This window comes from Candidatus Poriferisocius sp., from assembly GCF_965214065.1.
Lineage (GTDB): Bacteria > Actinomycetota > Acidimicrobiia > Acidimicrobiales > Bin134 > Poriferisocius.
This window is the reverse complement of record NZ_CBDCAT010000026.1, coordinates 1-21,756: the sequence shown is the minus strand read 5'-3', so window position 1 is coordinate 21,756 and position 21,756 is coordinate 1. Positions and strand designations below refer to the sequence as shown.

21 protein-coding genes and 1 pseudogene are annotated in these 21,756 nt (G+C 63.7%); 11 read left to right on the top strand and 11 right to left on the bottom strand.

The window, feature by feature from the left end:
- The first annotated feature begins 3 nt into the window (after nucleotides 1-3).
- From trpS to ACOOGG_RS04330, 5 genes are read left to right on the top strand one after another with little or no spacing between them, the layout of a single operon-like run.
- Nucleotides 4-981: a tryptophan--tRNA ligase gene (gene trpS, locus ACOOGG_RS04350; RefSeq protein ID WP_420432655.1), complete on the top strand. Its 978-nt coding sequence runs from the start codon at nucleotides 4-6 to the stop codon at nucleotides 979-981.
- 39 nt (nucleotides 982-1,020) lie between these two features.
- Nucleotides 1,021-2,151 (top strand): epoxide hydrolase family protein, encoded by a 1,131-nt coding sequence (locus tag ACOOGG_RS04345; RefSeq protein WP_420432653.1) that lies wholly within the window; start codon nucleotides 1,021-1,023, stop codon nucleotides 2,149-2,151.
- 55 nt (nucleotides 2,152-2,206) lie between these two features.
- Nucleotides 2,207-3,589: a MurT ligase domain-containing protein gene (locus ACOOGG_RS04340; RefSeq protein ID WP_420432651.1), complete on the top strand. Its 1,383-nt coding sequence runs from the start codon at nucleotides 2,207-2,209 to the stop codon at nucleotides 3,587-3,589.
- On the top strand, nucleotides 3,586-4,335 hold the full coding sequence (locus ACOOGG_RS04335; RefSeq protein ID WP_420432649.1) for a type 1 glutamine amidotransferase: 750 nt from the start codon (nucleotides 3,586-3,588) through the stop codon (nucleotides 4,333-4,335). Before ACOOGG_RS04340 ends, ACOOGG_RS04335 begins: the two co-directional genes overlap by 4 nt.
- Nucleotides 4,332-5,291 carry a nucleoside hydrolase gene (locus ACOOGG_RS04330; protein WP_420432647.1) on the top strand — a complete coding sequence of 320 codons (960 nt, stop codon included), beginning with the start codon at nucleotides 4,332-4,334 and terminating at the stop codon, nucleotides 5,289-5,291. The genes ACOOGG_RS04335 and ACOOGG_RS04330 overlap by 4 nt, the downstream gene beginning before the upstream one ends.
- A gap of 14 nt (nucleotides 5,292-5,305) precedes the next feature.
- On the opposite strand, the gene ACOOGG_RS04325 is transcribed toward ACOOGG_RS04330, so the two are convergent.
- Nucleotides 5,306-6,478 carry a CaiB/BaiF CoA transferase family protein gene (locus ACOOGG_RS04325; protein ID WP_420432645.1) on the bottom strand — a complete coding sequence of 391 codons (1,173 nt, stop codon included), beginning with the start codon at nucleotides 6,476-6,478 and terminating at the stop codon, nucleotides 5,306-5,308.
- A 17-nt stretch (nucleotides 6,479-6,495) separates the two neighbouring features.
- On the opposite strand from ACOOGG_RS04325, the gene ACOOGG_RS04320 reads away from it, so the two are divergent.
- The 4 genes from ACOOGG_RS04320 to ACOOGG_RS04305 are packed head-to-tail and all read left to right on the top strand — an operon-like array spanning nucleotide 6,496 to nucleotide 9,723.
- A complete protein-coding gene (locus ACOOGG_RS04320) occupies nucleotides 6,496-7,293 on the top strand; it encodes an enoyl-CoA hydratase-related protein (RefSeq protein WP_420432643.1) in 798 nt (265 codons plus the stop codon).
- 24 nt (nucleotides 7,294-7,317) lie between these two features.
- Nucleotides 7,318-7,917, top strand: a complete 600-nt coding sequence (locus ACOOGG_RS04315; protein WP_420432641.1) for a hypothetical protein — start codon at nucleotides 7,318-7,320, stop codon at nucleotides 7,915-7,917.
- Nucleotides 7,918-7,977: 60 nt separating this feature from the next.
- The gene (locus ACOOGG_RS04310; RefSeq protein ID WP_420432639.1) at nucleotides 7,978-8,448 is read left to right on the top strand and encodes a hypothetical protein; all 471 of its coding nucleotides are present in this window, start codon (nucleotides 7,978-7,980) and stop codon (nucleotides 8,446-8,448) included.
- An 18-nt stretch (nucleotides 8,449-8,466) separates the two neighbouring features.
- On the top strand, nucleotides 8,467-9,723 hold the full coding sequence (locus ACOOGG_RS04305; RefSeq protein ID WP_420432637.1) for an amidohydrolase family protein: 1,257 nt from the start codon (nucleotides 8,467-8,469) through the stop codon (nucleotides 9,721-9,723).
- Between the two features lie 29 nt (nucleotides 9,724-9,752).
- Here the strand turns inward: ACOOGG_RS04305 and ACOOGG_RS04300 are convergent, their stop codons facing one another.
- The gene (locus ACOOGG_RS04300) at nucleotides 9,753-12,395 is read right to left on the bottom strand and encodes an Ig-like domain-containing protein (protein ID WP_420432635.1); all 2,643 of its coding nucleotides are present in this window, start codon (nucleotides 12,393-12,395) and stop codon (nucleotides 9,753-9,755) included.
- 108 nt (nucleotides 12,396-12,503) lie between these two features.
- Here ACOOGG_RS04300 and ACOOGG_RS04295 point away from each other — a divergent pair, with 108 nt between their 5' ends.
- On the top strand, nucleotides 12,504-14,171 hold the full coding sequence (locus ACOOGG_RS04295) for a class I adenylate-forming enzyme family protein (RefSeq protein ID WP_420432633.1): 1,668 nt from the start codon (nucleotides 12,504-12,506) through the stop codon (nucleotides 14,169-14,171).
- Here the strand turns inward: ACOOGG_RS04295 and ACOOGG_RS04290 are convergent.
- Nucleotides 14,168-14,650 carry a hypothetical protein gene (locus ACOOGG_RS04290; protein ID WP_420432631.1) on the bottom strand — a complete coding sequence of 161 codons (483 nt, stop codon included), beginning with the start codon at nucleotides 14,648-14,650 and terminating at the stop codon, nucleotides 14,168-14,170. The two genes, ACOOGG_RS04295 and ACOOGG_RS04290, sit on opposite strands and share 4 nt — an antisense overlap.
- Nucleotides 14,651-14,758: 108 nt before the next feature.
- Between ACOOGG_RS04290 and ACOOGG_RS04285 the strand changes: the two genes are divergently transcribed.
- Nucleotides 14,759-16,597: an FAD-binding protein gene (locus ACOOGG_RS04285; RefSeq protein WP_420432629.1), complete on the top strand. Its 1,839-nt coding sequence runs from the start codon at nucleotides 14,759-14,761 to the stop codon at nucleotides 16,595-16,597.
- A gap of 20 nt (nucleotides 16,598-16,617) precedes the next feature.
- Here ACOOGG_RS04285 and ACOOGG_RS04280 read toward each other — a convergent pair whose 3' ends face one another.
- The 8 genes and pseudogenes from ACOOGG_RS04280 to ACOOGG_RS04245 all read right to left on the bottom strand — a co-directional run.
- The gene (locus tag ACOOGG_RS04280; protein ID WP_420433382.1) at nucleotides 16,618-16,947 is read right to left on the bottom strand and encodes a M24 family metallopeptidase; all 330 of its coding nucleotides are present in this window, start codon (nucleotides 16,945-16,947) and stop codon (nucleotides 16,618-16,620) included.
- A gap of 95 nt (nucleotides 16,948-17,042) precedes the next feature.
- A pseudogene (locus tag ACOOGG_RS04275) lies at nucleotides 17,043-17,273 on the bottom strand (UxaA family hydrolase); the annotation flags it as partial.
- Nucleotides 17,274-17,301: 28 nt separating this feature from the next.
- On the bottom strand, nucleotides 17,302-18,141 hold the full coding sequence (locus ACOOGG_RS04270; RefSeq protein WP_420433380.1) for a fumarylacetoacetate hydrolase family protein: 840 nt from the start codon (nucleotides 18,139-18,141) through the stop codon (nucleotides 17,302-17,304).
- Nucleotides 18,142-18,161: 20 nt separating this feature from the next.
- Nucleotides 18,162-18,890, bottom strand: a complete 729-nt coding sequence (locus ACOOGG_RS04265; RefSeq protein WP_420432627.1) for an SDR family oxidoreductase — start codon at nucleotides 18,888-18,890, stop codon at nucleotides 18,162-18,164.
- Between the two features lie 32 nt (nucleotides 18,891-18,922).
- Complete coding sequence (locus tag ACOOGG_RS04260) at nucleotides 18,923-20,200, bottom strand: TRAP transporter large permease (RefSeq protein ID WP_420432625.1); 1,278 nt, start codon at nucleotides 20,198-20,200, stop codon at nucleotides 18,923-18,925.
- 47 nt (nucleotides 20,201-20,247) lie between these two features.
- Nucleotides 20,248-20,730, bottom strand: a complete 483-nt coding sequence (locus tag ACOOGG_RS04255) for a TRAP transporter small permease (protein WP_420432623.1) — start codon at nucleotides 20,728-20,730, stop codon at nucleotides 20,248-20,250.
- A gap of 114 nt (nucleotides 20,731-20,844) precedes the next feature.
- On the bottom strand, nucleotides 20,845-21,087 hold the full coding sequence (locus ACOOGG_RS04250) for a hypothetical protein (protein WP_420432621.1): 243 nt from the start codon (nucleotides 21,085-21,087) through the stop codon (nucleotides 20,845-20,847).
- A partial coding sequence (locus ACOOGG_RS04245; protein WP_420432619.1) for a DctP family TRAP transporter solute-binding subunit occupies nucleotides 21,077-21,756 on the bottom strand: 680 nt, incomplete at its 5' end. The genes ACOOGG_RS04250 and ACOOGG_RS04245, both read right to left, overlap by 11 nt.

Sequence of the window (21,756 nt, the reverse complement as noted above, 5' to 3'; positions counted from 1 at the left end):
GCTGTGGCTCGTGTGTTTTCGGGGATTCAACCGTCGGGCGGGATGCATTTGGGCAACCTGTTGGGGGCGCTGCGCAATTGGGTGGCATACCAGCACGACCACGATGCGGTGTACTGCGTGGTCGATCTCCACGCTCTCACTACCGCCCCCGATTCGGCCGAGTTGCGCCAGAACACGCTGGCGGCGGCCACCATGCTCATGTCGGTGGGCATCGATCCCGACCGCTCCACGCTGTTTGTGCAGAGCGCGGTGGGCGAGCACGCCGAGCTGGCCTGGATGATGGAGTGCACGGTGGGCTTCGGGGAGCTGCGCCGCATGACCCAGTTCAAAGACAAATCAGACCGCAGCGAGTTCGTGTCGGCCGGGCTGTTCACCTACCCCGCCCTCCAGGCCGCCGACATCTTGTTGTACGACACCGATCTGGTGCCCGTCGGCGACGATCAGCGCCAGCACATCGAGTTGTGCCGCGACATCGCCGAGCGGTTCAACCACCGTTACGGCGACACCTTTGTCGTTCCCGCCCATGTGATCCCCACCGCCGGGGCCCGGGTGATGGACCTCCAGAACCCAAACGACAAGATGTCGAAATCGCTGGAGTCGGCCGGAACCGTGGGCATATTGGAAGACGCCGCCGGGGTGGGCCGCAAGTTCAAGCGGGCGGTCACCGACAGCGACGGCGAGGTGCGCTATGACCCCGAGGCCAAGCCGGGGGTGTCCAACCTGTTGGGCATCTTGGCCGCAGCGACAGGTCGCACCCCCGAATCGGCAGCCGGCGACTACACCCAGTACGGGCCGCTCAAAGCTGACACCGCCGAGGCGGTAAACGAACTGCTGCACCCAATCCGCACCCGATACGCCGAGCTGTCGTCAGACCCCGCCGAGGTGGCCCGCCTACTGGACGCGGGCGCTGAAAAGGCCCGCGAGGTAGCTGCGGCCACCCTGGAGCGGGCCAGATCAAACGCCGGCCTGCTCCCCCGCTAACTTAGGTCGAACCCCGTTCAGCCCGCATTGAGGAGCCCCATGTCTGAGATCACCCCGTTCACCGTCGATGTCTCCGACGCCGACCTCGAAGACCTGCGCCGCCGCTTGCGCGGGGCCCGCTGGCCCGACCAGCTTCCCGACGCCGGCTGGGACTACGGCGCCGAGATGGGCTACATCAAAGAGCTGGCCCGCTACTGGGCTGAGGAGTACGACTGGCGGGCGGCCGAGGCCGAGCTCAACGAGTTGGACCACTACACGACGACCATCGATGGCCAGAACATCCACTTCATCCACCAGCGCTCGCCCCATCCCGACGCCTACCCGCTGGTGATCAGCCACGGATGGCCCGGCACGGTGGTGGAGTTCTTAGACATCATCGGCCTGCTCACCCATCCCGACGACCCCGCCGATGCCTTCCACGTGGTGGCCCCCTCGCTGCCCGGCTACGGCTTTTCGGGGCCGACCAGCGACCGGGGCTGGGACGCGGTGCGCACCGCTCAGGCGTTTGCCCAGCTCATGGGACGGCTGGGCTATGAGCGCTACGGGGCCCAGGGGGGCGACTGGGGGTCGTTCATCTCCCAGAACATCGGGCGCTGTGACCCCGACCGCTGTGAGGCCGTCCACGTGAACTTCCTGTTCGCCACCGCCCCCGAAGACGGCCCCGGCGAGCTCACCGAGGCCGAGCAGGCCGGGCTGGCCCGGGCCAACCTCTACTTCACCGAGGGTGCGGGCTACATGCAGATCCAGAGCACCAAGCCCCAGACCCTGGCCTATGGCCTCACCGACTCGGCCGTTGGGCAGCTGGCCTGGATCGCCGAGAAGTTCTTGGCCTGGACCGACAACGACGGCACCATCGAATCGGCGGTGAGCCGCGACCGCCTGCTCACCAACATCTCGCTGTACTGGTTCACCGCCACCGCGGGCTCATCGGCCCGCATGTACTACGAGGTGCTGCGCCCCGGAGCGACCGGCATCACCGAACCCCTCGACTCCCCCATCGGCGTGGCCAACTTCCCCATGGAGATTATGCGAGCCCCCCGCCGCTGGCTCGAGGACAGCTACAACATCGTCCACTGGTCCGAGATGGCCGAAGGCGGCCACTTCGCCGCCATGGAAGAACCCGAGGCCCTAGCCCAAGACATCCGCCAATTCTTCGGCCGCTTCCGCTAAGAAGGGCTTCAGCTATGGAGATGCCGTCGCCCCCTACTGCGGAGAGACCCCCGCGGTGAGGGTGCCGTCGCTGCCTCGGGGGGTGGCCGCTGCTGCGGCGCGGGGGGCGGGGCGGCTGTCGCAGAGGCTGGGGCGGGGCGGGGGCACCACGCTGCCCGGCCTGGTGCTCACCCGACTGCGGCCTGAGGCTACCGCGGAGATGGCCGGTGGGATCACCGGCGGTGTGATCCTGGTGTCGGGCACCAACGGAAAGACCACCACTGCTCGCCTCATCCGGGCCGCTCTCGACGCCTCGGGGGCCGAGGTGGTGGCCAACACCGCCGGATCGAACCTGGAGCGGGGGGTGGCCGCCGCGCTGCTTGACGCTGACGGCGCCGAGATGGCGCTGTTCGAGGTTGACGAGGCCGCGCTTGGGGGGCTGATCGACCAGACCCGGCCCCGAGCCGTGGCCCTCATGAACCTGTTTCGCGACCAGCTCGACCGCTACGGCGAGCTCGAGCACCTGGTGGAGCGCTGGCGGGAGGCAGTGGACGGGCTGGATGCGGCCACGGTGTTGATCTACAACGCCGACGACCCCGCGGTGGCCGAGGTGGCCGGCCAACACCCCAACACTTTGTCCTACGGCATCGACGACGCCCGGGTGGGCCGTGACCGACTGCCCCACGCGGCCGACACCACCGATTGCCGCCGCTGCGGTGCGCCGCTGCACTACGACATGGTGACCATTGCCCACCTCGGGCGGTGGTCGTGCCTTGAGTGCGGCCTGGCCCGGCCCCGGCCCGATGTGGGGGCCACCCGGGTGGAGCTGCACGGCATGGGCGGCCAGCGGCTGGCCCTGGCCGCCCCCAGCGGCCCCATCGAGCTGTCGCTGCGCCTGCCGGGCCTGCACAACGCCTACAACGCCATCGCCGCCACCGCTGTCGCGCTGGCGCTGGGGCTCGCTGCCGAGTCGATCGGCCCCGCGCTGGCCCGCCGCCCGGCCGCCTTCGGGCGATCCGAGCGAACCCCGGTGGGCAATGCCCGCCTCACCACGCTTTTGGCCAAAAATCCCGCCGGGGCCAACGAGAACATCCGCACCATGCTGTTGGAGGGCGGCGCCTTGCACCTTGTGGTGCTGCTCAACGACCGCACCGCCGATGGCCAAGACGTGTCGTGGGTCTGGGATGTGGACTACGAGCTGCTACTGCAAAGCGACCGGCTTGAGTCGCTGACGGTGGGCGGCGACCGGGCCCACGACATGGCCCTGCGATTCCGCTACGCCGGTCTCGACCCCGGCGGGCTGTCGGTGGCGCCCTCGGTGCCCGCCGCCCTCGACGCCGGGTTGGCGGCCTGTGGCACCGGCGACTTATACGTGCTGCCCACGTACACCGCCCTGTTGGAGCTCCAAGGCGTGCTGGCCAGCCGGGGCCTGGCCCCCGCCTTCTGGGAGGACCAGTGAGCACCGCTGCCGCTGGCCCGGTTCGGCTGTGCCATCTGTACCCCGACCACCTCAACATCTACGCCGACCGGGGCAACATCGCGGTGTTCCAGCGCCGCCTGGAGTGGCGGGGGCTGGTTTTGGAGGTGGCCGAGGTGGGCCTCGGCGACCCCATCCCCGCCGACTGCCACCTCTACTACCTGGGCGGCGGCCAAGACCGCGACCAGAAGCTGGTGGCCGAGGACTTGGCCCAAAAGGCCGACCCGCTGCGCCAGGCGGCGGTCGACGGCGCGGTGGTGCTGGGGGTGTGCGGCGGCTACCAGCTCTTGGGCCACTGCTACGCCACCGCCGACGGCCAGATGGTGCCCGGCATCGGCCTGTTGGATGTGGAGACCACCACCGGCCCCAGCCGCCTCATCGGCGACGTGGTGCTAGAGGTGACCCTGGGCGGGCACACCCACACCGTGGTGGGCTATGAGAACCACGCCGGGCGCACCCATCTGGGCGGGGGCTGCACGCCGCTGGGCCGCCTGCGCCGAGGCCACGGCAATAACGGCGCCGACGGCTGCGAGGGGGCGGTGGCCGCCCGCACGGTGGGCACGTATCTGCACGGGCCGCTTTTGCCCAAGAACCCCTGGCTGGCCGACACCCTTTTGGGCTGGGCGCTGGACCATGCCGGGTGCCCGGTTGAGCTGGCACCACTCGATGACCACCTTGAACAAGCTGCCCACGCCGTGGCCCAAACCAGAGCAGGACAAAAGCGATGAGCGCACCCCCCGACGCCAGCCCCCGCCCCATCATCATCGACACCGATCCCGGCCAAGACGACGCCATCGCCATCTTGGCCGCCTTGGCCGCCCCCGAGCTTGCGGTGCTGGGCATCACCGCGGTGGCCGGCAACGTGCCCCTAGAGCTCACCGCCCGCAACGCCTGTATCCTCGTCGAGCTGGCCGGCCGCCCCGAGGTACCGGTTTTCGCCGGCTGCGACCGTCCGCTGCGCCGCGATCTGGTCACCGCCGAGCACGTCCACGGCAAGACCGGTATCGACGGCGCCGAGTTGCCCGAGCCGGTTACCGCCCCGCAACCCCGCCACGCGGTGGAATGGATGACCGAGACCGTGCTGGCCGCCGGCGAGCGGGAGATCACCATCTGCCCGTTGGGCCCGATGACCAATGTGGCCACCATGTTGGAGGCCGCCCCCGAGGCGGCCCGTAACATCCGCGAGATCGTCTGCATGGGCGGCGGGTTCTTCGGGGGCGGCAACACCACCCCTGTTGCCGAGTTCAACGTGTTCGTCGACCCCGACGCCGCCCAGATCGTGCTTCACTGCGGGGCCCCAGTCACCATGCTGCCCCAGGATGTGACCCACAAGGCGCTGATGACCGACGCCTGGATCAACCGGGTGCGGGGGTTGGGCACCCGCACCGGGGTTGCCGCCGCGGGCATGTTGGAATTCTACGAGCGCTACGACGTGGACAAATACGGCACCACCGGCGGCCCCCTGCACGACCCCAACGTGATCGCCTACTTGCTGCGCCCCGACCTCTACGAAGGCCGCCACTGCAACGTGGAGGTAGAAACCGACTCGCCGCTCACCTTGGGCATGACCGTGGTCGACTGGTGGGGTGTCACCGACCGCCCCTCCAACTGCCACTACATCACCGACGTCGACTCCAACGGCTTCTACAACCTCCTCTACACCCTCCTCGCCCGCCTCCCCTAGAAGTCGCTCGGCACTCAGGCCGCAGGACCGGCCAGGGTTTCGATCTCGGAGGGGGCATAGCCCAGTTCGGCGAGGATCTCGCGGGTGTGGTGGTCGGGGTGGACGGGGCCGGTGCCTACCGCGGCGGGGGTGTCGGAGAAGGTGAGGGGCAGGCGCAGCGCGGCCAACTCGCCGCCGTCGGGGTCGGGAACCATGGAGAACACGTTGAGGTGCTCCACCTGGGGGTCGGCGAACGTCTCATCCACGGCCAGCACCGGCCCACAGGGGCAGCCGGCGGCGTTCAGCCGCTTTACCCACTCGGCGGTGGTGGCGGTGGCCAGGCGGGCTTCGATGATCTCGTCCAGCTCCCTCCGGTGGGCCGTTCGGGTGTCGCGGTCGACAAACCGGGGATCGGTCACCAGCTCGGGAGCGCCCAAAGCCTCGGCAAATGCCTCCCAACGGCCCATCGGCGCCACGTTCACATGCCCATCGGAGGTGGCGAACAGGCCCATGGGCACCACCGTGGGATGGTTGTTGCCCTCCTGAGGGGGCACCTCGCCGTCGGTCAGCCAGCGCACCGCCTGGAAGTCCATGAAGTTGATGGCCGCTTCCAGCAGCGAGGTGTGTACCCACTGGCCCCGTCCGGTGCGCTCCCGGGCCAGCAGGGCGGCCAGCAAGCCCTGGGTGAGAAACGTGCCCGCCGCGGTGTCGGAGACGGCGATGCCCACCCGCCACGGCCCGCTGCCGGGAGGCCCGGTAACGCTCATCAGCCCGCTCAGCCCCTGGGCGATCTGGTCCACCCCCGGTCGGCTGGCGTACGGCCCGTCTTGGCCGAATCCCGAGATGCTGGCGTACACCAGCCGCTGATTGCGGGCCGACAATGCGTCGTAGCCGATGCCCAGGCGATCCTTCACTGCGGGGCGGAAGTTCTCCACCACCACATCGGCCCGGTCGGCGAGGCGATAGAAGGCCTCCCGGGCCTGATCGTCGGTCAGATCGAGCACCATCGACCGCTTGTTGCGCTGGAGGTTGCTGCTGTCGGACCCGCCCAGATAGCGGCGATGGGGGTCGACCACGCAGATCACATCGGCCCCCATGTCGGCCAGCTGCCGGGTGCAGGTGGGGCCGGCCCGAGCCCTGGTGAGGTCGATCACTCGCAGGCCCTCAAGCGGCCCGTTGCCCGGTTCATGGCGGTCGTATAGCGGCATCGTGCTACAACTTAGCGATGGCCCAGAGCGTGGACACCGGCGCCGACAAGCTGATCGGCGAAGTCGAGGGCGCGGTAGGGCGCATCGTGTTCGACAACCCCGAGCGGCACAACGCCATCACCCCCGACATGTTCGCCGCGCTGGCAGATGTTGTCGATGCCTACGAAAACGACCCCGCCATCCGGGTGGTGGTGATCACCGGGGCGGGGGGCCGGGCGTTCGCCTCCGGGGCCGACATCGGCAATCTGGACTCGGCCCGGGGCCCGAGCCGCACCCCGTCGTCGGCCGATCCGCAAACCAGCCGGGGGCCGGCCGCGCTGGGCCGCCTCACCAAGCCGCTGATCGCCGCGGTCGACGGCTATTGCCTCGGGGGCGGGCTGTTGGTGGCGCTGCACGCCGATTTGCTGGTGGCCACCGACCGGGCCCAGTTCGGCATCCCCGCCGCCCGCTTGGGGGTGGGATACCCCATCGAGGGAGTCGAACAGCTCGTCGGCCGGGTGGGCGACGCCAACGCTGCCCTCATCTTGATGACCGGAAATCGCTTCAACGCCGAGCAGGCCCGGCAGATGGGCTTGGCCCACTCGGTTGTGCCCGCCGACCAGCTCGACGAAGAGGTTCAACAGCTGTGCGAGCGCCTGGTGGCCAACGCCCCGCTCACCCTGCGGGCCGTCAAGCTCTCTATAGCAGCCGCAGCCGGCCGGGGCGATCGCCAGGCCGCTTTGGACGCCGTCGCCGACTGCTGGGCCAGCGAGGATTTCGCCGAGGGCCGCGCCGCCTTCGCCGAGCACCGCGACCCCCGATTCCAAGGCAACTGAGCGTAGAATTACCCGCACCGCGCTATGTCCACGGCCGCCGCTTTCTTCGTCTTTTTGCTGGTCATGCTGGCTCTGGCCACCCTGGCCATCATCTTGGACTGGATGGGCAAGCCCATCCGCCGCGCCTTCCGCCCCCGCACCACCGGGACGCCGGGGTGGCTGGCAACCGAGGGCCCGATGCCAGCGGAGAGTCCGATCCTGGAATTCGCCGGCCAGCCGGCGGAAATCCCCAACGAGCCCCTGGCCCTCGAGCCGGGGGAACTCCCCGATGAGACCCTGTATCGCGAACCAGCGGCCCAACCCCAGCCATCATCGCCGTCGGGGCCGTGGCAGGCCGGCGACTCCATCTTCAAGCCCACCCCTCGAGGCACCCTGCCGTCGATCACCGGGGTGCGCCGCCGCTACTGGAAGAACCTGTCGGAGCATCGGGCCTCGGTGGTGTTCGGCGAGGCCAACCGGTCCCTCATGGCCATCGGCCAGGCGCCCCAGCGCTTCAACCCCCGAACCGGCTCGATAGAGGAGCTGAGCCTGCCCGAGCCCATGCTGCGCCACTGCTGGACCACCGGCAAACAGCCCATCCCCACCTGGGGCGACCAGGGCCTAGACCCCTACGCCCAGCCGTGACCGCGAGACCATGACCGAGCTTTACGCGAGTCTGATGAGCGAATTGGAGTCACTGCGGCCATGACAGCGGGAGCGACAGGCCCGTCCACGCTCAGCGACTGGTTTGCCGACGGGGCTGACACCGTCATGTACGACGGCCGCGAGGTGAGGCCGCTGCTGCGCCTGGCGGTGTCGACGGGCACCAGGGTGCGCGTTGAGCGCATCGCGGCGCGCTCCGACCGCCGCCAGGCCCTCAAGCTGGCCGCGGTGGACGGCCAGTTGGAGGCAGACGAGGCCGTCTCCGAGATCATCTCTCTGTGGTCCGACACCAGCCCCGCCGCGGTGGATCTGACTGTGATCGGGGCTCGCGCCCGGCGCCTCGAGGTGTGGAACGCCTGGGACTTGGGCGGGCTCGAATCGGCCTGGCTGGGCAACGCCGGCATGATCTTGGAGCCCGGAGAGCAGCGTCTGACCCTGCATTGCAGCGACGGCCTCGGCCTTGCCAGTTTCACCGACCTTCAAGTCCATCTCTCAGTGGCTCAGCCGGGTTGATTCGCGGGAAGCTTTGCCATGGCCATATCGCTCGACGACCTCACTGCTGACACCTCCTTCACCCAACACGTGAAGGGCCAGGTGACCTTTCTGCCCGAGCCCGAGCGGGCCGACCGGTGGACGCCGATGATCTCGGTGGACGACCACATCGTGGAGCCCCCCGGCGCTTTCGCCGACCGGTTCCCGGCCAAATACGCCGACGACGCCCCCCGGGTGGCCACCCTCGACGACGGTTCGGAGACCTGGCTGTATGCCGGCCACTCGCTGCCCAACGTGGGGTTCAACGCGGTGGTAGGGCGCCCGGTGAGCGAGTACAGCTTCGAGCCCACCCGTTTTGAGGACATGCGCCGGGGCTCGTGGGACATCGATGCCCGCATCGCCGACATGGACCTCAACGGGGTGTACGCCTCGCTGTGCTTCCCGTCGTTCCTCCCCGGCTTCTGCGGCCAGCGGTTCCAGCAGCTCACCGACGATCCCGACCTAGCCCTGGCCGCGGTGCGGGCCTGGAACGACTGGAACATCGAGGAGTGGTCCGGGGCCTACCCCGACCGCATGATCCCGTGTCAGATCACCTACTTCCTCGACCCCGAAGTGGGCGCGGCCGAGGTGTACCGCAACGCCGAGCGGGGCTATAAGGCCATCAGCTTCTCCGAGGCCCCCCACTCATTGGGGTTCCCCTCGCTGCATTCGGGCCACTGGGACCCGATCATGGCCGCCTGCGAGGAGACCGACACGGTGGTGTGCTTGCACGTCGGCTCGTCGGGCACTTCGCCGGCCACCTCCCCCGACGCCCCCTCCGACACCGTGGGGGTGCTGTTCTTCGGCTACGCCATGTTCGCCGCGGTGGATTGGCTGTATTCCAAGGTCCCGGTGCGGTTCCCCAGCATCAAGATCGCCCTCAGCGAGGGGGGCCTCGGGTGGGTGGCCGGGTTGTTGGACCGCCTGGAGCACGTCCGCAAGTACGACTCCATGTACGGCACCTGGAACGACGTGGAGCTGTCGCCCGCCGACACCTTGCGCCGCAACTTCTGGTTCTGCGCCATCGACGACCCCTCGGCCTTCGACCAGCGCCACTACATGGGCCTGGAGAACCTGATGGTGGAGTCCGACTACCCCCACGCCGACTCCACCTGGCCCAACACCCAAGAACTGCTCCGCCGACAGCTCGCCGGCATCCCCGCCGACGAAGTGGCCCGCATCTGCTGGGCCAACGCCAGCGACCTGTTCCGCCATCGCGTCCCCGACTCCGTGGTCGCCCACCCCGACAGCTTCTAGCGGGTTGATTCAATCTGTGCTGAGCAGGGTCAGCCGGCCAGGATGCAGACTGCGTATTCGTAGGGCGTTTGGACCGAGTCGTTGATTTTCACCCCGCTTATTGTCACGGTGTAGCAGTAGTCGCTGTCAGCCGGGCTTTGCGACGGTCGCTCGATTCTCAGCAGGTTGGAGTTGGTGTCGCCGTCCATGGCCCACACGATTCCTGATGAACCCCTGTGGATGATCTCGAGTTCTACCGGGCCGAACTCGTCGGAGACGTCAACGGACGCGGTTGAGAAATCGGCTGGCCAGTGGGCTCGGGAGAGTTCGAATGACCAGCGCCCCCAGTTGACTTCCGGGGGGACGAACCCCGGCGGGGGCCACGCCACAAACCCGCGCTCCTCCCGGGTCTTGTTCAACCCTTCCGATGATGCGGGAACCACGTACAGGGCATTGGCCTGCCATCCCTGACTTCTGGGAATGTCGCCGGTGCCGAACTCCACAGCATTGGGATTGAGTATCCACCTCCGGTGTCCAACTCTGATGTTGTTGGCACCGGAATCCCGCATATACCTGCTGATGGAGTAGGTGCCCGAACTGCCTAGACCTAGATTGCTCTTGCCAGCACCCTGGTAACCGGTTGGGGTCCAGCAGGCCCAGTCTTCGCCGGGGGAGTGCGAGAGGCCGGGTTGTGCGGCCATTATCAGCGCGGCGTGCTGAGCAGCAGTTGAGAACACGGGGTTCTCGACAACGGGATCGACTCCAGCCAACTGCCGATACCAGTTGATCCGCTGGAAGATGCTGTCGCGATACTGCTGGCTGGTCGTTCCCGCCTGGCAGTCTTCAACATCGCCGGTCCAGCCGTGATCGGGCTCCTGGCGGTCAAACTCCGCGACCGCAGAGGCCATTACCGCCTCTCGATCCCATGTGTCGAAGAACTCTTCGCCGTACACGACAGCGGCAAACTGGCCGGGGGATGCGTCGAGTTGTCCGTTTTCGTCGCGGGTCCAGCAGGCGATGGTCTGATCAACCCTGATCCCACAAGGATTCGAACCAAGGCTGTAGCCAGCGGGGGTGATCACAGTCAACTGGCCGGCGGGAGGGTCGGTTTGGCCGTAATAGTCGTTGTCGCCCCAGCAGTCGATGGTCTGGTCGGCCCTTATGGCACAGGAGTGATCCCAGGCTGCGGCGATGGCGGTGTATTGGACGGCGTGTGGGTCGTTTCGGCTGTAATAGTCGTTGTCGCCCCAGCAGTTGATGGTTTGGTCGGCGGCGATGGCGCAGGAGTTGTAGCCGTCGGTTGCGATGGCGGTGTAATGCCCGCCGGGTGCGTCGGTCTGGCCGTAGTTGTTGTCACCCCAGCAGTTGATGGTTTGGTCGGCGGCGATGGCGCAGGAGTTGTACCTGCCGGTTGCGATGGCGGTGTATTGCCCGCCGGGTGCGTCGGTTTGGCCGTACCAGTTGTTGCCCCAGCAGTTGATGGTCTGGTCGACCCTGATTCCGCAGGAGTGATGATGGGCTGCGGCGATGGCGGTGTATTGCCCGTTGGGAGGGTCGGTTTGGCCGTAATAGTTGTAGCCCCAGCAGTCGATGGTTTGATCGGCTCTAATGGCACAGGTGTGGTGGCTGCCTGCGGCGATGGCGGTGTATTGCCCGCCGGGCGCGTCGGCCTGGCCGCGGTCGTTGTTGCCCCAGCAGTTGATGGTTTGGTCGGCGGCGATGGCGCAGGAGTGCTCCCAGCCTGCGGCGATGGCGGTGTGTTTGCCGTCGGGTGCGTCGGTTTGGCCGCGGTCGTTGTTGCCCCAGCAGTTGATGGTCTGGTCGGTTGCGATGGCGCAGGAATGAAATGCGCCGATTGCGATGGCCGTGGCAGGGGATGACGTTGTTCTGACGGTTCTGGCGAACGGTTGCGACGGCTCGTTGCCGCGCCCGTCTTGGTCGAGGGCCGCGGCCCTGGGGATCAAGACGACTACCGTGCCCGGGGCTGCCGCAGTCACAGTCGCCTTGTACTCGGAGCCAGAACCCGAAAAGCGGGTGATGTCGCCGTTGACAACTTTGATGTCATCAGCGTCGAACCCGGTCACGGCGCGGTTGAACTCCACCGCCACCTCGAAAGACCGCCCGACCTCGACCGCGGGTTCAGACTCTGAGAACACCTTCACTGACAAGGGCCCTTCCTGGGCTGCCCCATCAGTTGCATCGGTGTCGGTGTGGGCGGCGCGCAAGGTGGCGAGGGCGGTGTTGTTCAGTACCAGGTAGCAGCCGATGGCGCTGTGGTAGCCCCAGCTGAGGCGGGCGAGGACGGTTTGGCCGTCGGCGGTCTTGGCGACGTCTACGGGGCTCTCGCCGAACTTGTGGTGCTCGAAGCATCGCTTTGAGACGTCAGTTGGCGCGTAGGGCAGAACTTGCGGGGGTGGGGCGGCCCGCAAGGTGTCCAGGGCTTGTTGGTCGAGGGTGAGGTAGCAGCCGATGGCGTCGTGCCAGTTCCATCTGGTCTGGGCGAGCACCGTGGATCCGTCGGCGGTCTTGGCCACGTCCACCGGCTGGGCGCCGAATTTGTGGAACTCGAAGCAACGCTGCGCCGCGCTCTGCTGGGTCGGACCCTGAGCCGCAACCGGCGGAGCCCCGGCAGATGCCGCCAACCCGACCAGCAGGGTCCAAACGGCCAAAACAAGACCAACCCTGAGCGCCACAGACCAGAAACTAGTTCCTCAACTCTGCGCCTTGTGAGTGGTAACTGGAATACTGAAATATGCTGATAAGGAGTATCCCTGCTGAACGATCTAGCCGCTGCCCCTGAGGTGATTGCTGCCTACGAAGCTGCCGGGTGGTGGGGGCATGAGACTCCAACCGACCTGATTTGGCGCAACGCGGCCGAACGGCCTGACGACACCGCCTACATAACCTGGAGCGGCCCGAAGGGTGAGGCCGATGATGCGAGTGGGAGCATCGACCGGACTACTTGGGCGGGCTACGACCGGTTGTCTGATCGGGTGGCCGCTGCGCTGTTGGCGGTGGGGCTGGACCGGGGCGATCAGGTGGCGGTGATCCTGCCCGACGGGGCCGCGGTTCATGCCGCGTTTACCGGGGCCGACAAGGCCGGGGTGATTGTCATGGGCATCGGCCATCGGGCCGGGCCGGCCGAGATCGCCCATCTGGTTGAGAAATCCGGGGCTCGGGCCATCATTACCGGCGCTGAGCACCGGGGGCGGCCAGCGTCAGACGCAGTAGCGGAGTTGCGGCGTGATCTGCCCGACCTAGCCCATCACATCACCATCGACGGACCCGGTCAGGATGCGACCATCAGCCTCGAAGGCCAGCCCGCCCTACTCCCCGAGTCGGTTCTCAGATTCGCCGAGACCGTCGAACATCGCCGGCTAGGGGCCTCGGAGCTGTGCCTGTTGAACTCCACCTCGGGCACCACGGGGCTGCCCAAGTGCGTGATGCAGACCCACAACCGCTGGTTCTACTTCCACCAAAAGGCGGTGGAGTACAGCGGGCTCGGCCCCGACGAGGTGTTCTGCGTGCCGGTGCCGGCCCCGTTCGGATTCGGACTGTGGACCGCCCACTACTCCCCCACCATCTTGGGGGTGCCCACCGTGGTGATGGCCGACTTCGACGCCGATGCCCTGATCCGCCTCATCGAGGCCGAGCGGGTGACCGTGCTGTGCGCGGTGACCACCCAGTTCATCATGATGCTCAACTCCCCGGTGTTCGACGATCACGATCTGTCGTCGCTGAGGCTGATGTTCACCGGCGGCGAGGCCATCCCCTACCAACGGGCCTCCGAGTTCGAGGACCGCACCGGCTGCACGGTGCTGAACTTCTACGGTTCCAACGAGACCGGGATGCTGAGCGGCACCCGCCTCAGCGACCCCCGGTCGGCCCGGCTCCGCTCCGGCGGGAAGTGCGAGCCCGAGATGGACTGCGCCCTCTACGACCCTGACGACGGCCAGCGGCTCCCCGAGCTGCGGGGCCGGGGCCAGCCCGCCTGCCGGGGCCCGGCTACCGCGCTGGGCTACTACGACGACGCCAAGGCCAACGCCGAGCTGATGACCGACGACGGCCGGATGCTGATGGGCGACATCGTGGAGATCGACGACGACGGCTACCTGCGGGTGGTGGGCCGCACGTCTGACTTCATCATCCGGGGCGGCAAGAACATCAGCGCCCCCGCGGTGGAAGACGAGGTGATGACCCACCCGGCGGTGGCCATGGTGGCCGCCGTGGCCGCCCCCGACCCGGTGTTCGGCGAGCGGGTGGCCGCCTACGTTGAGCTGGTGCCCGGCACCAGCCTGGAATTGGACGAGCTGCGAGAGCACTTGGCCGGGCGCGGGGTGTCGCGGGAGTGGTGGCCCGAGCACCTGTTCACGGTGGATGCCTTGCCCCGCTCCTCAGGGGGCAAGGTGGCCAAGGGCCAGCTCAGAAAAGACGCCTCCGACCGGCTGGGCGCCGAAACCGCCGGCTAGCGCTGGGTCAAGACCATGGCCTGCCAGCGTCCGCTGAGCGGGAACTCGACGAGCTGGGCCATGGCATCCACCAAGAACACCAGGGCCACCCTCGGGTCTTGGCCCTCGGGAAGCTCGTACACCAAGCCCCGCTTGATGTGGTCTTGGCGCCGATTCCAACCCTCGGGCTCAGTAACCCCCTGCTCGTCGAGCAGCTTGGCGGCGTGGCGCCCGCCGGCGTGCTGCAAGCCCGCCGAGGCCGGTTGCCATTTGTCCCGGTAGTGGTGGCCCGGCACCCAGGTGCCCAACGGGACAGCGGGCCCCTTGGCCGTGAACAGCTTGAACAGCGGCGACTCGGGGGGCCGGTGCTCGTCGGCCACCACTGGCTGCACGTTCATCCACCCTGACCCGTCGCCCCGGGCGGCCAGGGTCAGCATCTCGTGGACCACTTCCTCCAGATCCAACCGCTCGAACCCGATGGGCCGCTTGTCGAGCGCCATCGCTAGTAGCCCGCCATCAACGCCATCCGCCCACCGTAGCCACCTGCCGCACCGGTGGGCACCGCCCAACCCGAGATCGGGCCGCCGCGCTGGGTAGCCTCGAAGAAGATGGTTGACCCTCCTGCCGACGTCATCGCCCCGCACCGGCCCTTGCGGGTGGCTGTTTTGGTCAAGCAGATCCCGGTGTTCGAGGACATGGTTCTGGGACCCGACGGACGCATGGTGCGAGACGGCATCGACCTTCACATGAACGACTACTGCCGCCGAGCGGTGGCCAAGGGCACCGAGGTGGCCCGGGCCAGCGGCGGCACCGTGACCGTTCTCACCCTGGGGCCGCCGTCGGCCGAGAACGTGTGCCGGGAGGCCATCTTGTACGGGGTGGACGGCGGCATCCACATCTGCGACGAGGAGTTCGCCGGCTCCGACACCTGGGCCACCGCCAAGGCCCTGGCCTGTGCCCTGGAGCAGTTCGGGCCGTTCGATTTGGTGATGATGGGGCGCAACTCGGTGGACGCCGACACTGGCCAGGTGCCACCCCAGCTTGCCGAGCTTTTGGGCCTGCCGTTCGCCACCGGGGTCCGCCACTTCTCCCTGCACGGCGACCGCCTGGAGCTCCGGCTGGAGCATGACGACGAGTGGGTGGACGCGGCGGTGGAGCTGCCCGCGGTGGTGTCTTGTGCCGAGCGGCTGTGCGATCCGTGCAAGATCAAAGATCCGGCGGCCTGGGCCACGGTGGACGGCTCGCTCATCCAGGCGGTGAGCGCTGCCGAACTGGGTTCTGGCCCATGGGGGCAGGCGGCCAGCCCCACCTCGGTCGGCCCCGTTCACATGATCGACGTGCAGCGCTCTCGGGTGATGCTGGCCGGCACGTTGGATGAGCAGATCGACCAGGCCATGGCCATTTTGGCCGATCGGGGGGCGCTGGTCGGCAGTGCCAAGCCCGAACCCGCCTTGGTGCCCGAGGGCTCGTTGGGTGACGCAGACGGTGCTGCCATAGGCGTGCTGGTGGAGCCGGGGCGAGAACGGGTTTCCCGAGAACTATTGGGGGCAGCAGCCGAGCTGGCCGCGGACATGGGCGGTTGGGTGGCCGCCTTGGGTTCCGGCCTCGGCGATCCCGACGAGGATCTCGGCCCGTGGGGCGCCGACGAGCAGATCGATATCGCCCACGGTCCCCGCGGCCGCGCTCCGGTGGAGGAGGACGCAGCGGCGGCCATGACCGCTTGGGCCGCCGATGCCCAGCCGTGGGCGGTGCTGGCGCCGGGAACGGCCTGGGGCCGCGAGGTGGCCTCCCGGATGGCCGCATCCCTGGGGGCCGGGCTCACCGGCGACGCCGTCGGGCTGCAAATCGACGACCAGGGCAAGATGATCGCCATGAAGCCGGCATTCGGCGGATGGCTGGTGGCTGAGATCGGCTGCTCCTCTCCGGTGCAGATGGCCACTGTGCGCCCTGGCGTGCTCCCCCTCCCCCGCCCCAATTCCGGCCGACCGCCGGCCCGGCGCCGGTCGCTGGCCTCGCCGGACCGCAGCCGCTTGGAGATCACCCGGCGCTACCGGGACGACGACAGCGATGAGCTGGCCACCGCCTCGGTAGTGATCGGCGTAGGCCAGGGGGTGGAACCAGCCGACTATCCCAAGCTGGAGAAGCATCGGGCCGCTATCGGGGCCGCTTTGTGCGCCACCCGCAAAGTCACCGACTACGGATGGATGCCCCGGGCCCGCCAGGTGGGCATCACCGGCCACAGCATCAGCCCCCATCTCTATTTCGCCATCGGCATGAGCGGGAAGTTCAACCACACCGTGGGAGTGCGCAACGCCGGCACCGTGGTGGGGATCAACCCCGACCCCGACGCCCCTTTGTGGGAGGTGGCGGATATCGGCATCGTGGGCGACTGGGCCGAAGTGTTCGACGCCCTCATTCCCCGCTTGGCCGAAGCGCAGGGGGGCTGACGGCCAACCAGGCCGATGGCTCAGGCCACCACCAGCTCTTTGGGCGATTCGGTCAGCCGCACGGGGCCTTCGTCGCACACCAGCACGGTGTCTTCCACTCGGGCACCGCAGAAGCCGGGGAGATAGATGCCGGGCTCCACGGTGATGACATGGCCGGATTTCAGCGACTCCTCCGAGCTGGCCCGCACCCATGGCTGCTCGTGGATGTCGAGGCCCACGCCGTGGCCGGTGCCGTGGACGAAGGCGTCGGCCCAGCCTTCGGCGGCGATGCGGTCGCGGCACGCCTTGTCAACATACCCACATAATTGCGAGTGCCAACTTTGCCATTTACTCGGCGATAACCCGCAAATGTAGCGCGTTCATTCTCAGAAACCATCTCCGTTTGTTTCGCGTGCTGTCCAAAGGCATAGTTTCGATCAAAATTGGACATTGAGACATTTTGAGTGTGCACATGCGCGCCTGGTGCAATAGCCTTGCTGGCGACACCAATGATCTGGCCGTATTTGACAATGGCTTCGCCCGCTGGTATCGATCTTAACGCTAGTTTGTGACCGCGTGGGACCGGCTCGATCGCGTCGATTTCAAATGGCGATAAAACTGTTCCATCATCAATATTTGCCATTGCGATTGCGACATTGTCTTTTTCATTGAGTTGGAGAACGTATTTCTGTGCCATCGTTTTTCCCTTGAAGATCTATGTGTTTTTATGGTTCAGCAACAACAACTTGCCGCTGCTTTCCGAGATGCTCTATTCCAAGTGTGACAACATCTCCGACTTTCAAGTAAGCCGGTGGATTCATACCCTTGCCGACACCTGGCGGCGTACCGGTTGAGATGATATCGCCCGCCTGCAGCGACATGAAGTGGCTGATATAGGAAACCAAATGGGCCACGCCATAGACCATCGTGTTGGTGTTTCCTCTCTGGCGCCGCTCACCGTTTACGTCAAGCCAAATTGACAGATTCTGTGGATTAGCAATTTCATCACGTGTGGCAAGATACGGTCCAATGGGTCCGAAGTTGTCGCAGGATTTGCCTTTAGTCCACTGACCTTCGCATTCATCCTGAAAGCAGCGTTCCGAATAATCGTTGATAAGACAGTAGCCTGCAACATGGTCCAGCGCTTGTGCTTCAGGTACATATTTGGCCGGTTTGCCGATGACCACGCCCAATTCGACTTCCCAGTCCATCTTCTTCGATCCTTTTGGCAGGATTGCAGGATCATTTGGTCCGCAAATAGCGGAAGTCGCTTTCATGAAAATCACAGGTTCAGATGGCACAGGAAATCCAGTTTCTGCTGCATGGTCGGAATAATTCAAGCCAATGCAAATGAATTTTCCCGTACCGGCTACGCAAGAACCAAGTCGTGGATTACCCTCAACTGTTGGAAGCTGAATTGGATCTATTCCTTCAATCTTGGAAAGATTGGAAAGCAGATATGGATCAATGTCAGCAACATGAGCAGAAAGGTCGCGCAAAATGTTCTGCTCATCAAAAAGCCCCGGTTTTTCATATCCAAATTTTCCATAACGTGTAAGTTTCATTTTCTGATTTCCTTTCTGGTTTATGTTGTCCAACCACCGTCAACCACATGAGTCTGTCCGGTAATGAAGTTCGCTGCATCACTGGCAAGGTATGTCACCAAAGCCGCTATTTCGTTGGCTGTAGCGATCCGACCCATTGGCTGGCGGGCGATAAAGTCAGCCATGGCTTTTTCATAATTTCCAGTCGCTTGCAGGCGATCGTGCAGCGAAGGCGAGTCCACAGTTCCAGGGCAGATCGCATTGCAGCGAACGCCTTTGGTTACGTAATCGGCAGCAACCGATTTTGTTATTCCGATCACTGCAGCTTTCGACGCGCAGTAGGCAAATCGATTAGGTACACCCTTAATACTGGAGGCAACCGAGGACATATTGATAATCGACCCTCCGCCGTTGTCAAGCATGCCTGGCAGGAATGCTGAGATCGTCATGTACATTGCTTTCGCATTAAGTGTGAAGGCAAAGTCCCAGTCGCTTTCACGACATTGTAGAATTGTTCCGCTATGGACGAATCCGGCACAATTGAAAAGAACATCGATGGCGCCAACTTCAGCGGCAAATGCTTTAACAGCATTTGCGTTCGTAACATCAAGCACCTGGGTTTGTGCTTCGGTGATCTGTGCTAAGGTGTCCTTGTTGATATCGGTTGCAATGACATGACCACCATCATGAACCATCATTTCAGCTGTGGCACGGCCGATGCCCTGTCCAGCACCAGTCACAACGCAGATCTTATTCGCCAGCTTTGTCAATTCACTATTCGCTCTCAGACAGGTTTAAAGAATCAACGATAGAACGCAGTGGGCAACCAAAGTGCCACTTCCGGCACGAAAGTGATCAACAAAAGCACAATCAGCAACGGAATCAGAAAAGGTATGGTGGCTTTCACACAGCGCTCAAACTGCACCCCTGATACCTCTGAAAGCACAAACAGTACCATCCCTACTGGTGGGGTTAAAAGACCTAGCATAAGATTGAGAATCAGCAAGATTCCCAAATGAACCGGATCAATCCCAGCACTGATTGCGATAGGCAGCAACACAGGAACGAGTATCGTGATGGCAGCGATTGTTTCCATGAAAAGCCCGATCAGCAATGTAATTGCCATCATGATGAGAAGCAATATGTACTTGTTGTCGGCAATCCCCAAAAGCGCATCACCAAGCAATACCGCCACCTGATTGGCAGCCAAAATCCAGGCAAATACGGCCGCACTGGCCACAATCATCAATATTGATGCTGAAGTTTCTATCGTGTCAATTGAAACCCGAATGAGATGCTTCCAGGTAAGAGAACGATAAACAACAAGTCCCAGAAATAACGCATAGCACACTGCCGCGACTGCTGCTTCAGTCGGGGTGAATATGCCGCCGGCAATACCGCCCACGATGATAATAGGGGTTAAAAGCGGCAGAATTGCTGCTTTCAGCGTTTTCCAGATATACCCGTAATCGATATGGCGGTCGCGCGGATAGTTCCGCTTCTTGGCATACCAAGCGACCATCAACATCAGCGACACAGCCATCAGCAAACCAGGTACCAGCCCCGCAATAAACAGTTCACCGATGGATGCTGAAGCCATAACCCCATAGATCACCAATGGCAATGAAGGGGGGATGATAGGCCCGATGGTCGATGATGCCGCGGTAACGCCAACAGCAAAATCGGTGTCATAACCCGAATCGCGCATGGCCTTGATTTCAATATTGCCAAGCCCGCCGGCATCGGCGACCGCCGCACCAGACATGCCTGCAAATACAACACTCGCGCCGACGTTGACATGCCCCAATCCGCCGGGCAGCCAACCCACCAGCGCTCTGGCAAAGGCAAAGATTTTCGTGGTGATTCCACCCGTATTCATTAGATGACCCGCGAGGATGAAAAAAGGGATGGCCAGTAGCGGAAAACTGTCTATTCCACTAATCATCCGGTGAATCAGCAACACGTCGGGCAGGCCCGCGATCATGATATAAGCCAGCGAGGCCAGTCCCAGCGAAACGGCGACAGGAACCCCCAAGAACAGGCAAATAAACAAAAGTATGAATAAAACTGTCAGTGCCATGTTAAACTCCTTCGTTTGCGTTCCGACCCTTTTCGCGCGCAACTTGATCAGCAGACTTTTCTCGCTTCACTGATTAATTTGTGAACCGCGAATACAGCCATCAGAAAACAGCCGACTACAACCACGTAATAAAGATAAGCCTTGGGCAGTGCGATTGAAACCATGTTCGAATGGGTTTTTTGGGCCAATTCGATCGCCAGCCAACCTGCATAACTCCAAAACCCGGCCACGACCATCTCAACCAATAAAATCGTTGGCTTGATCGTTTTCAATGGCAGGAAGCCGTAGGCGAACTCCAAAAAGATGTGTGAGCCTTTGCGCACACAGGTGATGCCGCCCACAAAGCCCAGCAGAATTAGAAAATAGCGTGCAATTTCTTCAGTCCAGCCAAGACTGTCGTTGAGGACGTAACGAGTGAAGAACTGTGTGGCGACGATTAAGAACAGTACGGCAAAAATAATCAGGACGGGAACATCAAAGATCTTCACATCTGAAATATCATCCGTTATCTCTTCGACTTCGTCGATCATTGCCGAAATCCGATCTTGTTCTGGTGATTTAATCATGATTCTTCCTCTCGTTGTGCTGAACCTGGCCTGTCGTTTGAAAGACCAGGTTCACTTGCCCGTTTGCAGGCAAATTTATTACCCGGCGTCTGGAATAGCCTGAAGACTCTCGTAAAGCTCAACTGAAAACGGTAGATCGCCAGTAGTCAAAGCCGGTGCTACCGCCTCGATGAAAGGCGCACGATCAACCTCATTGACATTCGTACCTTGTTCGCGGAACCAGCCTACGAGTTCGGCCTCGGAAGATACAATTTGCTCAGTCACCCAATTGGCAGTTTCATCAAGCACATCATTGAGAATCGACCTGTCTTCATCGCTCAACTGTGTCAGCCCTGATACCAGATACCACCGTGAATGTAGAGTTGGTGATATGGCCTGTCAGATTGATATTGCTTTGAACTTCGTGGAACTTCTTGGCTTGAATGGTCGGCAGCGGATTTTCCTGCGCATCAACCACACCCTGCTGCAGCGCCAAATAGACTTCAGAAAATGCCATTGGTGTCGGGTTCGCTCCAATTGCTTTTGGAAACAGCACATAGGCTGGTGCATTCGGCACCCTGATTTTCAAGTTTTTCATATCCGCAGGTGTCAGAATCGGTTTATTTGCAGTCACATGCCGCGAGCCATAATAGCTAACCGAAACGATTTCGTTTCCACCGGTTGCATCAGCATAACCCTTGGCAACTTCATCAAAGACTCCACTGTCAAAATAGGCTTCCCAGTGCTTCAGGTTGCGAAGCGTGAAAGGGAAATCGGTCATTGATGCCGGTCCATAAATTGAGCCTGCAAAACCTGCGCCGGTATAAATAATATCAATCGTACCCAGTGACAAACCTTCGTTAATGTCTGCTTCTTTACCGAGAGATGATGTGGGAAATACCGCAATAGAATGGCGACCATCGGTACGCTCGGCAAAAAGCTCAGCTGCTTTCTGTGCTGCTTCGTGCAGCGGATGACTCGTTTCGTAGACATGCGCGAATTTCAGCTCAT